This window comes from Fructilactobacillus myrtifloralis, from assembly GCF_024029335.1.
GTDB classification, from domain to species: Bacteria; Bacillota; Bacilli; order Lactobacillales; family Lactobacillaceae; genus Fructilactobacillus; species Fructilactobacillus myrtifloralis.
Window position 1 is genome coordinate 1227218 of the sequence record NZ_CP097116.1, and the last position, 13070, is coordinate 1240287.

Here is a 13070-nt window from a genome sequence, read left to right on the forward strand (position 1 = left end):
AACCGAACAATTATGCTAAAATTTCAGTATGGCCAAACTACAATGAGGTGAAATTATGAAAATTAAGCGAAGTGAACGATTGGTAGACATGACTGATTACCTGTTAAATCGCCCGCACGCGTTAATTCCGTTAACGTTTTTTGCACAGCGCTATGACTCAGCCAAGTCCTCCATTAGTGAAGACCTGACCATTTTAAAACGGACGTTTCAAGCCCGGGGGATTGGATTAGTGGAAACCGTTCCAGGCGCAGCCGGTGGGGCCAAGTACATTCCTTACATTTTAAAGGAAGCCGCCGACCACTTTATGGATGACGTGATTGCCATTTTGAATAATTCCCACCGGTTACTGCCCGGTGGCTACGTTTATATGTCAGATATTCTGGGCGATCCCGAGAAGCTGCGGTACCTAGGCCGGATGATTGCTACGCAGTATCTGAACCAGCGTGTGGACGCGGTTTTAACCGTTGCCACCCGGGGGATTCCGATTGCCCAAGCCGCCTCGTCTTATTTAAACGTGCCCTTAGTAATTGCTAGACACGATACGAATATTACGGAAGGCTCCACCGTCAGCGTTAACTACGTTTCGGGCTCCAGTAAGAAAATCAAACGGATGACGATTTCCAAACGGAGTTTAGATGAGGGTGCGAACGTGTTGATCGTAGACGACTTCATTCACGGTGGGGGCACGATTAACGGGCTTACTTCCCTAATCGAAGAATTTGACTGTAATCTAGTGGGGAGTACCTTCTTTGCCGAAGGGGCCTCCAAGAGTGGAACCCAAACGGTCGGAAACTATACGTCGTTGGTTAAAATGGAAAATGAGGCTGACGGTGAGATGCGCATTACCAAGGGTAATTATGACGAAAAAATTTTTGGAAATAAGTAGGAGTACAAACGCATGGCGACGAGAAATACAATCATTCTAGCAGCCGGTAAGGGAACTAGAATGAAATCAAAATTATACAAGGTGTTACACCAAATCTGTGGGAAGTCGATGGTTGATCACGTCTTAACCCAAGTAAGTCAGTTGGATATGGATCAGATTGTGACGGTTGTTGGCTTTGGCGCCGAAGCCGTTGAAGCAGAACTCGGTAAGCGGACGGAATACGTCGTGCAAGATCAACAACTAGGGACGGGGGACGCCGTATTACGGGCGGAACCGTTACTAAAGAACGCCGAGGGAACCACCCTCGTAATCAGTGGGGACACGCCCCTCTTTACGGCTACGACCCTGAAGAACCTGTTTGCTTATCACGAAGATAAAAAGGCGACGGCCACGATTTTAACCTCAATGGCACCGGATCCAACTGGCTACGGTCGGATTGTGCGCAATGACTTGGGCATCGTTGAAAAGATTGTGGAAGAAAAAGACGCGGACGTGGAAGAAAAGGCGATTCGTGAAATCAACACCGGGGTGTACGTTTTTGATAACCAGAAGTTATTTGAAGCGCTGCACCGCACGAATAATGATAATGCTCAAGGGGAATACTACCTGACGGACGCGATTGAAGTGCTCAAACAGCAGGGCGATACGATTGCTGCCTACAAGATGGCTGATTTTTCCGAATCAATGGGGGTTAACAACCGCGTTGCCCAGGCCGCAGCCACCAAAGTCATGCAACAACGCATTAACGAAGCTCACATGCGTAACGGGGTGACGATTATTGACCCAGCTTCTACCTACATTGATGCAGACATCGAAATTGGTCCTGATACCATTATTGAACCGGGAGTACAGTTAAAAAAGGGAACGAAAATTGGGCGCGATTGCGTGATTGGGGCCCACTCGAAACTAGTTAATTCCGTAATTCATGATGACGTAACGATCACTTCGTCCACCCTTGAAGGGGCCGAAATGCGCTCCCATTCAGACATTGGTCCGAACAGTCATCTCCGGCCGGGGGCTCACATTGGCGAACACGTGCACATCGGAAACTTTTGTGAGGTTAAACAGGCAGAGATTGGCGCCGGCACGAAGTTGGGGCACCTGACGTACGTTGGCAACGCTAAGTTAGGGAAAAACATCAACATTGGTTGTGGAGTGATTTTTGCAAACTACGATGGCAAGCACAAGCACGAAACCACGGTGGGGGACGACGTCTTCATTGGTAGCAATGCAAACTTAATTGCTCCCCTTACGATTGCGGATCACAGTTTTATCGCAGCGGGATCAACGATTACGGATGACATTGACCAGTACGACATGGCAATTGCCCGGAACCGGCAAACGAATAAGCCTGATTATTACCAACGCTTACCGTTTAACGGAGCCGACTAAGTTTGCCGAAACAAGCGAAGCATAATATAATTTAGTTGAGATGATAAACTACAAACGGGGGCTACTTATGGACACCAAAACAACTGAATCCAATATGAAAATTTTTGCGCTTGATTCCAATCGGCCGCTCGCCGAAAAGGTGGCTGCTCACATTGGGATCCAGCTTGGAAAGGCATCAGTCTCCCATTTTAGTGATGGTGAGATTAAAATCACAATTGATGAAAGTGTCCGTGGGGATGACGTCTACATCATTCAATCAACGTCTGATCCGGTGAACGATAACCTAATGGAACTCCTGATCATGGTTGATGCTTTACGCCGGGCTAGCGCGGCCACGATTAACGTGGTAATCCCGTACTACGGCTATGCCCGCCAGGATCGCAAGGCCCGGTCACGGGAACCAATTACGGCTAAATTAGTGGCTGACATGTTGCAAACGGCCGGGATTACCCGGGTGGTGGCCTTAGATTTACATGCGGCCCAGATTCAAGGATTTTTCGATGTTCCGGTCGATCACCTGATGGGAGCTCCGTTACTAGCGGACTACTTCATTCAAAATCAGCTGGCTGAGGATGCGGTTGTCGTGTCACCCGATCACGGGGGCGTTTCACGGGCCCGGGCCCTAGCGGAATTCCTGGGCGCTCCAATCGCAATTATTGATAAACGCCGGCCCAAAGCGAACGTTGCAAAGATTATGAACATCATTGGTGATGTGCAGGGCAAACGGGCAATCATGATTGATGACATGATTGATACCGGAGGAACAATCACACAAGGCGCGCAAGCGCTAATTGATGCCGGAGCGCGCGAAGTGTACGTGTGCTGTACGCATCCGGTCTTGTCCGGGCCCGCTACGGAGCGGTTAGCCGCTGCACCAATTAAGCAAGTGGTGGTCACGGATTCGATTCAACTCCCAGAAGCAAAGAAAATTGCTAAGATTAAGCAGATTTCGGTGGCCCCGCTGGTGGGTGATGCCATCCTGCGGATTGACCAGAATCGACCAGTTAGTCCCTTGTTTAATTCCCGGTTTAACTATGAAACCGATGAAATGAAACACAACTAAAAAAAGAGTGGTTTAGCATTATGCTAAACCACTCTTTTTAACCTCTAATTAGTTGGCATTTAAAACGAACTGGTTAATCGCGTAGGCAACCCCATCCTGACTATTGGGTTTTGTAACAAACTGCGCCTGCTCCTTCACGTCGGCGATGGCATTTCCCATGGCCACGCCCGTGTGCGCGTACTTAATCATACTAAGGTCGTTTTCTTGATCGCCAATCGCCATCACGTTGGCAGCCGTTAGGCCTAATTTTTCCGCGAGCTGTTTGACCGCTGGTCCCTTCCCAGCTTTTGCGTTCATGAATTCCAGAAAGACCGGCGTACTCTTAACCACGCTCATTCGCTGTTTAAGCGAGTCGGGCAGGTTATGGTTGGCTAGGTCAATTTGGTCGGGTTCGTCGATAAACATCAACTTAGCAATCTTGAAGTCCGGGGTAATTTCTTCGGGAGTGCGGTAGTGAATGGACAGGTTAACCAACTGGCTTTCATAGACACTGTACTTGCTGATGTCACGGTTGGTAGTATAAATGCCGTCGTTCGTTTCAATTTGAAAGTGAACGCCCATTTCGCGAGCCATCATTTCCACTTCCAAGTAGTCTTGGTAGTGGACGTTGGTGGCAAAGATAATCTGGCCGGTGAGATCCTCAGCAATGGCTCCGTTAAAGGCGATGGCGTATTCGTGTTCCCCACTTAACCCGAGTGGTTTGAGGTAGGGACGAATTCCGGCTAACGGGCGGCCTGAGCAGAGCACAATCTTAACGCCCTGGGCATGCGCGGCCTTAATCGCCTTAATCGTGGCCGGAGCTAGTTCATTTTGTTCGTTTAAGAGGGTGCCGTCAATATCGATGGCAATCAGTTTAATTTCAGTCATTAGTCGACTCCTTTGGATTGATAATCTGATCATTGTGAATGTAACTTTGAAACTGGGTTGCCGTGTCTGCAAACAAGCCCGCGGCTTCCGGTTGAAACAGTTCCTTGGGAAAGAAGAACCGGCTGTCACCCATGTCACGACCGGTAATGGTTTGAACCAGCAAACTGGCCTGAGACAGTTCGATCAAACTGCCGTCCCGCTCCATGAGCTCAATTTGCGCGTTGGGATGGGGATCAGACGGATCATAGACGTCGTAAGGTTGGTTATAACTATTATCAGTCGCCGTGTAATAGGCGGGGTCAAAGCCCACGTCGGCAACCAGCCGTTGCAAGCGAGGAAGCAGGGGTTCCGTCTGCTGCGTGAACTTAGCGGATTTAAACGGTTTCCGGTCTAAAAAGCGGGTCGCTAGATCGGCCAGAATCCGATCGGGAAAGTCCTGCCAGGTAGCGAAGTAGGTGGTTAACACGCCGTCGTCAAGGCGCAGATACTGGGTTAAATCGCGTTGAATGTCAAAGGTCCCGGTTAAAAACGGTCGTAACAGTCCGGGCTGAAAATCAGCGGGGGCGGCCGGATCCTGCGCAATTAACTGGGCCCGTTTTAACAGGTGAGCGAGAATCACTTCCATGGAACGAGAGGTCGGATGAAAGTAGACCTGCAGGTACATTTGGTACCGGGAAACAATGTAGTATTCGATGGCGTGGAGCCCACTCTTTTTAAAACAAATCCCATTGTGATAAGGACGCATGACCTGTAAGATGCGGTCGAGGTCAAAGTTACCGTACTGGGCTCCCGTAAAGTACGAATCCCGCAGCAGGTAGTCCATCCGGTCTGCATCACACTGACTGGAGATCATCTGGACCACCTGTTGGTTGGGATAGGTCTTATTAATTACGCTGGCCACCTGGTTCGGAAAGTTCGGCCCCAGTTTGCGGAGGACTTGATTGACCTCCGTCTGTTCAGAGGTGATAATGGCTTGCGTAATGGCTTCGTGGTTAGTTTTAAAGATGTGTTCAAAGGTATGCGAGTAGGTTCCATGACCGATGTCATGTAACAAGCCGGCACACTCTGCGACGAGTCGTTCGTGATCGTCCCACAGGCCATCATTGGGCGCCTGGGTGGGATAATTTCGTTGAAAATGGTTACAGATGCGGCGGACAATTTCATAAACGCCTAGGGAATGGGCAAAGCGGGTATGCTCGGCACCAGGGAAGGTCAGCGACGTAGTCCCCAATTGATGAATTCGGCGGAGCCGCTGAAATTCGGCGGTGTTAATCAAATCCATGATAATCTGATCCTGGATGTAAATATGACTATGCACCGGATCCCGAATCACCTTTTCCTGCTTTAGTTTTTCTGTTTGGGAGTTCATCGCTCCACCTCCGTTTCTTTACCATTATACCGTACTAAACCCAATTCGTCAGACGCTCTAGGGGGGCGGAGGAAGAATGACGAAGACGCACTAAGCAATTAATTAGAAAGGAAGATTATTAATGGCACAATCACAACCAGGTCACCCGGTTCACATCGAGGGGCACACCATCCTCCATCAAGCGGGAGAGCAGGAGGAATACAACTTCACAGGCACCGGACAACTTGTGCAACTGGGAGAGACCATTTACCTGCGCTTTAACGAACAAAATGAAAGCCCGGCGGTTCCAGTGACCTATAAAATTGACGGTGACGAGTCCTTACGGATTAGTCGCCGAGGCGAGAGTCACCTGACGCTGCACCTCGAGCCGGGACGGCGGACGAATAATGTGGACGTAACGCCGTACGGCAAATTAGAGTTAGCGGCCGAAACAACGTCGCTCCAACTAGCAATCGACCTGGAACAACGGACCGGGAGCATCGCGGCTGATTACCAAATCTTTACGGATGGTACGGAAGTGGGGAACCACCAGATTCGATTGCATTTTTACCCATAAATTAGTATCATGAAGTATAACGGTAAACTAGAAAGGCGTGTGTCTAATTTGGAACTTAAAAAGCTTGATGAAGCAAACAAAAATGAATTATCAATGATTGAAGTTGCTCATGCGATTTTGGCTGATCACGGGAAAACGATGCAGTTTCCAGATCTAGTGAATGCCATTCAAGCATACACGGGTTTTAGTGACAAAGAAATTAAGGACAAGTTAGTCCAATTTTATTCCGATCTGAACGTAGACGGAAGTTTCATCTCCCTCGGTAACAACGTGTGGGGCTTGCGGACCTGGTATCCCTTTGAATCCGTTGATGAAGCAACGGCGAGTGAAGGTGACGACCAACCGAAAACCAAAAAACGGCACAAAATTAACGCCTTTTTGGCAGATGCTTCTGACGAAGACGACGTGATTGACTACGAAAATGATGACCCTGAAGACGAAGATGACGTGGTTGACTACGATGATGATACCACCGATGACGACACAGACATTGATTATGATCACGATGATCCGGAAGACGAAGACTTCCATGATGAAATTGACGATGTCGAAGTTGATGACGATGATGATCAAGACGACCACGATGATGATGATTTAGAAGATTAAACTTGACGGAGTGCTTGATTTTTATTAGTATCGTTCTTGGGCACTTTACAAATTGTAAAGCATACGAATCCAAGGCTCCCCTTTCTGTTTGAGAATGGGGAGCTTTTTTTATGGTTGGAACAAGTTAATTTAGATGGGAGTCGAAAAACATGACAAAGTACATTTTTGTAACTGGTGGCGTGGTATCCTCACTAGGAAAGGGAATTGTGTCTGCTTCACTCGGACGGTTATTGAAAAACCGGGGCTTGAGTGTGACGGTGCAAAAGTTTGATCCTTACATTAACGTGGATCCAGGAACGATGAATCCGTACCAACACGGTGAGGTGTTTGTGACGGAAGATGGGACCGAAACGGACCTTGATTTGGGCCACTACGAACGGTTTATTGATAACAACTTGAACAAGTATTCCAACGTCACGACGGGAAAAATTTACCAAGAAGTTCTCGATAAAGAACGGCACGGAGACTATCTAGGGGCCACCGTACAGGTGATTCCTCACATTACCGGAATGATTAAAGAAAAGATCATGCGGGCCGCTACGACAACGGATGCTGACATCGTGATCACCGAAATTGGGGGGACGGTTGGTGACATTGAATCACTGCCGTTCCTAGAAGCCATTCGGGAAATGCGTAACGAAGTGGGCTTTGATAGTAGTTACTACATTCACACGACCTTGGTTCCTTACCTAGAAGCAGCGGGGGAAATGAAGTCTAAGCCAACCCAACACAGCGTGAAGGAACTACGGAGCGTAGGGATTCAACCCGATATGTTAGTGTTACGGTCGGAAAAGGAAATCCCAGAAAGTATGAAGAAAAAGATTGCCATGTTCTGTGACGTTAACGAAAAGAGCATTATCGAATCAATTAATGCGCCGAACCTCTACCAGTTGCCATTAAGCTTCCAAAGTCAGGGGATGGATGATCAAATCCTCGACCACTTTAAAATTAAGGCTCCCGAAGCTGACATGGAAGACTGGAAAAAGCTTGAGAACCACATTCGCCACCTCAGCGGAACGGTAAACATTGCGTTAGTCGGAAAATACGTGAAACTGAAGGATGCGTACATCTCAGTGGATGAAGCCCTGCGGCACGCTGGATATGCGGCCGACGTCGATGTTAAGATTACGAACATTGACGCCGAAAAAATCACGGATGAGAACGTAGCCGACGTATTAGCTGGCTTTGACGGGGTGATTGTGCCCGGGGGCTTTGGTAGTCGGGGCATCGAAGGAATGATTACTGCGATTCGCTACGTGCGGGAAAACGACATTCCGTTCCTGGGGGTCTGCCTGGGGATGCAGGTTACGACGATTGAATACGCTAGAGACGTGTTAGGTTATCAGGACGCGAACTCAACGGAATTTGACCATGATACGAAGCACAATGTGATTGACCTCATGGCTGACCAAAACGACGTGTCCGGAATGGGGGGAACCCAACGACTCGGGGCCTACCCAGCTAAGCTAAAACCAGGGACCCAAACGGCGGCGGCCTACGATAATCAACCGGAAATTTCCGAACGGCACCGCCACCGGTATGAATTTAATAACAAATTCCGACAGGAGTTGGAAGACGCCGGCTTAGTCATTGCGGGGACCTCTCCTGACGACCGGTTGGTAGAAGTGGTGGAAGTGCCCAACAAACAATTTTTTGTAGCTGCGCAGTACCATCCAGAATTTCTGTCGCGACCGAACCGTCCAGAAGGCCTGTTTAAAGCCTTTATTGCTGCCGCTGCTCGCCACCATCAAGCCGCTACCACCGCATAGATTTTCAAGCTCAATCTAGGTAATGTATTGTAATCTGGCTGTTTTTTACTTATGATTGAAGTCGTGATAATTAAGTAAGATAGCGAGGATTAGAAAAAATGAGTATTATGAAAATCCACGGGGGCCGCTCGCTTCACGGAGAAGTGACCATTGGTGGTGCAAAGAACAGTGTGGTTGCGTTAATTCCAGCCGCCGTTCTAGCTGACAGCCCAGTAAAATTTGATATGGTTCCCGACATTTTAGATGTTCATAATTTGATGTTAATTCTCCAATCAATGAATGTATCATCCTACTTTGCGGATGGCGTATTACAAATCGATCCAACTAAAATTCAAACCGGCCACTTACCAAGCAAGGCCATTAAAAAACTGCGTGCCTCCTACTACTTCATGGGGGCCCTGTTAGGAAAGTTTCACCGCGCGGTGATTAGTTTCCCCGGGGGTGATAACATTGGACCTCGACCAATTGACCAACACATTCGGGCCTTTGAAGCCCTCGGGGCGCACGTCACTGAGAGCGGGGACACCGTCTACATTGACGCCACCGAAAACGGGTTAATTGGTGCGCCGATTTTCTTTGAGATGGTTTCTGTCGGCGCTACGATTAATGCCATTTTGGCAGCAACCCGGGCCCGGGGGATCACTACGATTCATAATGTAGCTCGTGAACCAGAAATTGTGGACATTGTAGCCTTTTTAAACGAAATGGGGGCCCACATAACGGGAGCTGGGACGGACGTGATTCGGATTGAAGGGGTAGATCATTTAGAAGCTAAGCAAACCCACATGGTGATTCCGGACCGGATTGAGGCCGGGACCTACCTATCCCTGGCTGCCGCCGCGGGAGATGGCATTCTGATTAAAAATGTGATTCCGCAGCACTTGGAACCGTTTACCCAAAAGCTCCAGGAAATGGGGGTTGATTTGACCATCAACGACCATGACATTTACGTCAAAAAGCCCCATCAGTTACGGGGCGTACAGATTAAAACGGCGCCGTTTCCAGCGTTTGCCACCGATTGGCAGCAACCAATTACGCCCCTGTTACTGACCGCACAGAGTGAAAGTGTCATTACTGATACGATTTATCCGCAACGGCAAAAACACGTGGGGCAATTACAAAAAATGGGAGCGCAGATTCGGGTGAACGAGCAGAGCCAAATTGTTATTGATCCCACGCCGCACTTACACGGGGCCGTGGTGGCGGCCGGCGAGATTCGGGCGGGTGCCGCACTTATGATTGCCGGATTAATGGCTGACGGCGAGACCGTCATTGAAGAAACGGATAACATTTTACGGGGTTACGATAACATTGCCCGGAAGTTAACCGACTTACATGCCGACGTGGAGGTACTACCGAGTTCAGACTAGCGAAGGTTGCACGTCAGTTAGATTAGTGATACACTACAACAGTTGAATTATGCAAAATCAATCTCTGGGTTTTATAAATTCAGGGCAAAGGAGCGAAATTATTATGAAAAAAGGAATTCATCCAGATTTTCATGAAGTAGTTTTCCAAGATTCCGGGACGGGCTTTAAGTTCATCACGGGGTCAACTGCTACTTCAGACCAAACGATCGAAATGGAAGATGGAAAGACGTACCCATTGATCCGGGTTGAAATTTCATCTGATTCGCACCCCTTCTACACTGGGAAGCAAAAGACTGCTCAAGCCGATGGGGCTGTGGACCGTTTCAACAAAAAGTATGGCTTTGCCAACTAATGATCATGCTCAACAAAAAAAGCTTCTTCCAGCCGGAAGAAGCTTTTTTTGTTGGTTAAGCTTGGTTAGTTTGCCGTAACGTCTTGGTTTCGTTTAAGACGAGGCACAAATTGATAAAGACCAAGAGGGCCGTGGATAGAAATACACCGGAGTAACCAAAGAGGGACGACACGAGCGAGCCAATCATGGGGCCGGTAAAGTTACCGACGGCTTGAAATGATTGGTTCCAGCTGAAGATCCGTCCGGTTACTTGGGCCGGGGTGTTTTTAGCGATGATGGCCTGCACGGCGGGGAGCATACAAGCATTTGAAACCCCGAGCAAAAACCGCAGAGCCATTAGTTCCCAGACGTTCGTCACAAAGGCCATGGGAATGTAGAGTAAAATCGCTAGGATAAAGCCAAAGATCATGATTTTTTCCGACCCAATGCGATCACCAATGCCACCCAAGCGGGGCGCCGCGACGAGTGTTGAAATCCCGGGCACCGCGGCAACAATCCCACTAAAGAACGTGACCGCCGGGCTCCCATGCATAATTTGCTTAACGTAGAGGGAGAGAATCGGCGAGATCGAATTGTTGGAGGCCTGAATGATCATAGTGGTAATGAACATCCCAAAAATCAACTTGGGATAGGGCAGAACGTGAATCACTTCCTTGGTGTGTAAATTATCTTCCTTCGCTACCGGCTGGAATTTTTCCTTAACAAAAAAGAGGGTCACGAAGAAAACGACTAACATCAGGGTACCAGTGATGAAAAAGGTAACCCGGTAGCTGAAGATGGAGGCTAAAATTCCCCCTAGAAAGGGACCAAAGAGGGCGCCAGACACCCCTCCCGTAGCTAAAATTCCGAGGGCCTTTCCACTTTCCTTTTTGGGGACCTGAATGGCCAGGAGGGCGTTTGAGTTCGGCATGTAACCGGAAAAAATCCCCTGAATGAAACGAAGGCCAATGATCATCCACACGTTGGTGGCGAGTCCCATTAATAAGACACAAATCGCCATCCCTAACGATGCTCTTAGGAGCATTACGCGCCGCCCATAGCGATCAGCGAGACTGCCCCAGAGCGGGGAGACGATGGCTGCCATGATAAAGGAGGCCGAAAAGGCCAGGCCACTGTAAATGCTTAGTTCACTGTGCGTGTAGTTTCCCAAAGTTTCAATGTATAAGGAAAGAAAGGGCATCAACTCACTAAACCCCATACTGGTTAGAAATAAACCGACCCACAGGGCGATTAGGTTTTGGTGCCAAATCTTCTTGGGCACCGTAAAGGCGGGTTGTTCAGCTGGTTCTGATTCAGCTTCACTCATACAGATGCCTCCTGTCGTGATTGTTGCATGGTGGTTAACCACAGTGGCAGGGCCGTATTTAGCATCTCGTAGGTGGTTTCAAACTTGTGCGTATACCAGGGATCGGCAATGCTAACCCCTTGTTTTCCCGGCACAATGTCCATACACAGGTGAACCTTACTACGCTCACTAGCGGGCAGTAACCGTTGGACGGCAGCCAGGTTAGCGGTATCCATGGTAATGATGTAATCAGCGTTTTGACAATCCGGCTGCGTAATCTGGTGCGCCCGGTGGTCACTAGCATCTAAGTGATGGTGTCGTAACGCGGCCAGGGCGCCCGGATGAGGTGGATTACCAACCTCCTCGGTGCTCGTGGCGGCCGAGGTGATAACGTAATCATCACTGAGGTCGTGGTCGGCAACCAGCTGGGTAAACATGGCTTCTGCCATTGGGGAACGGCAAATGTTACCCAAACAGACGAATAAGACGTTCGTTGGTTGCAAATTAATTCACTCCAATCTAAAAAATAACTTAGTATCATCTATCATAGCAAATTCAGGGGAAAAACGGCATTGATTTGATTAAGGCCTAATTTATTAGGGAAACTTACCAATTTATTGTTTTTTAATTACTGCGAGGGCGTATAATTGGTAACGATTGAATCTAATTAAAGGGGTGAAACCATGTTACACAATCTCATTTATCTGCGTGTGAGTCTGACGGAACAATTTGGCATTGCGTGGGGAATTAACGCTGCGGACTTCATTAACGGGATTCGAGAAATTCCGCACAGTATCCTGCTGTTAAACGATGATTTTGAACGTTCCAATCGTTACAATTCACATGCTAAGTTTCCGTTGGTCGTGGGCCGGAGCCAGGTTCGAGAGTACATTCTGGGTGACCAACCTCAGGGAATTCGTAACCAGTGGCTGAACTACCAAACGGAAGATGGAATTGACTCCCTAACGGATGGTGAGATTGCGGACCTGTTGTACCTCGGTCACATGGGAATCCCGACCTACCGGCGCACGCCCTTTTTAGGGAAGTTACGCAATGAAATCGTATACGTGGGTGGCAACAATGGGTTTAAACGGGTCTACTTTTTAAACTTAACCGATCAGGATCACATTTTAGCGTTGAGCATCAAGCGCCATCTCCGGGAATTTCGGAATGCGAAACGCCTATTTGCCCGGCCCTTGCCCATTAAAGATTTGGAACAACCGATTCTAACTCAACTGGTCCAATTAAGCCGCCGGGGGATTATCTTGGCCTTTGAGCTTACCAAGGAACAGCATCGGCATTTTGAAATCCCGTTGTTAAGTAAGAAAACGGAACAAGATAAGGTCGTCTGGGGGAGTGCCGAACAACTCCAAGCCGAAACGGATCAAGTCGGCACACTGACCTATAATACGATTAGCAACAAGTGGACCATCGGCGTGGACCAGGTGCGTGAAGCCACCGATCTGAATGATTTTGTCTAGCCAATTCGGCAGTTCGAGATTCATGTTATAATGAAACAGATTGCATTTTGTGCAGAACACTTGCACCAAATAGG

General features: G+C 48.5%; 13 protein-coding genes. 9 read left to right on the forward strand and 4 right to left on the reverse strand.

From position 1 onward, the window contains the following. Positions 1-55 precede the first annotated feature (55 nt). The 3 genes from purR to M3M35_RS06085 all read left to right on the forward strand — a co-directional run bounded on the left by purR (position 56) and on the right by M3M35_RS06085 (position 3341). Entirely contained in the window at positions 56-886 is an 831-nt protein-coding gene (gene purR, locus M3M35_RS06075) for a pur operon repressor (RefSeq protein ID WP_252749769.1), read from the forward strand. 12 nt (positions 887-898) lie between these two features. After that, positions 899-2278 (forward strand): bifunctional UDP-N-acetylglucosamine diphosphorylase/glucosamine-1-phosphate N-acetyltransferase GlmU, encoded by a 1380-nt coding sequence (gene glmU / locus M3M35_RS06080; protein ID WP_252749770.1) that lies wholly within the window; start codon positions 899-901, stop codon positions 2276-2278. Positions 2279-2345: 67 nt separating this feature from the next. Then, positions 2346-3341, forward strand: coding sequence for a ribose-phosphate diphosphokinase (locus M3M35_RS06085; RefSeq protein WP_252750708.1), 996 nt, complete (start codon positions 2346-2348; stop codon positions 3339-3341). A 48-nt stretch (positions 3342-3389) separates the two neighbouring features. Here the strand turns inward: M3M35_RS06085 and yidA are convergent, their stop codons facing one another. Further along, entirely contained in the window at positions 3390-4208 is an 819-nt protein-coding gene (yidA, locus tag M3M35_RS06090) for a sugar-phosphatase (protein WP_252749771.1), read from the reverse strand. Next, positions 4201-5577: an HD domain-containing protein gene (locus M3M35_RS06095; protein WP_252749772.1), complete on the reverse strand. Its 1377-nt coding sequence runs from the start codon at positions 5575-5577 to the stop codon at positions 4201-4203. The genes yidA and M3M35_RS06095 overlap by 8 nt, the downstream gene beginning before the upstream one ends. 121 nt (positions 5578-5698) lie before the next feature. Here M3M35_RS06095 and M3M35_RS06100 point away from each other — a divergent pair, with 121 nt between their 5' ends. From M3M35_RS06100 to M3M35_RS06120, 5 genes are all read left to right on the forward strand, one after another. Further along, complete coding sequence (locus tag M3M35_RS06100) at positions 5699-6133, forward strand: YwiB family protein (protein ID WP_252749773.1); 435 nt, start codon at positions 5699-5701, stop codon at positions 6131-6133. Between the two features lie 48 nt (positions 6134-6181). Then, positions 6182-6739, forward strand: a complete 558-nt coding sequence (rpoE, locus tag M3M35_RS06105; RefSeq protein WP_420842381.1) for a DNA-directed RNA polymerase subunit delta — start codon at positions 6182-6184, stop codon at positions 6737-6739. Positions 6740-6888: 149 nt separating this feature from the next. Next, positions 6889-8508: a CTP synthase gene (locus M3M35_RS06110; RefSeq protein WP_252749775.1), complete on the forward strand. Its 1620-nt coding sequence runs from the start codon at positions 6889-6891 to the stop codon at positions 8506-8508. A gap of 98 nt (positions 8509-8606) precedes the next feature. Then, positions 8607-9878, forward strand: a complete 1272-nt coding sequence (locus tag M3M35_RS06115) for a UDP-N-acetylglucosamine 1-carboxyvinyltransferase (protein ID WP_252749776.1) — start codon at positions 8607-8609, stop codon at positions 9876-9878. A 103-nt stretch (positions 9879-9981) separates the two neighbouring features. Beyond that, on the forward strand, positions 9982-10230 hold the full coding sequence (locus M3M35_RS06120) for a type B 50S ribosomal protein L31 (protein ID WP_252749777.1): 249 nt from the start codon (positions 9982-9984) through the stop codon (positions 10228-10230). Between the two features lie 55 nt (positions 10231-10285). Here M3M35_RS06120 and M3M35_RS06125 read toward each other — a convergent pair whose 3' ends face one another. Then, positions 10286-11536 carry a multidrug efflux MFS transporter gene (locus M3M35_RS06125; RefSeq protein WP_252749778.1) on the reverse strand — a complete coding sequence of 417 codons (1251 nt, stop codon included), beginning with the start codon at positions 11534-11536 and terminating at the stop codon, positions 10286-10288. Next, a complete protein-coding gene (locus M3M35_RS06130) occupies positions 11533-12018 on the reverse strand; it encodes a low molecular weight protein-tyrosine-phosphatase (protein ID WP_274706350.1) in 486 nt (161 codons plus the stop codon). Before M3M35_RS06130 ends, M3M35_RS06125 begins: the two co-directional genes overlap by 4 nt. Before the next feature lie 180 nt (positions 12019-12198). Between M3M35_RS06130 and M3M35_RS06135 the strand changes: the two genes are divergently transcribed. Then, positions 12199-12996, forward strand: coding sequence for a hypothetical protein (locus tag M3M35_RS06135; protein ID WP_252749780.1), 798 nt, complete (start codon positions 12199-12201; stop codon positions 12994-12996). The last annotated feature ends 74 nt before the right edge of the window (positions 12997-13070 follow it).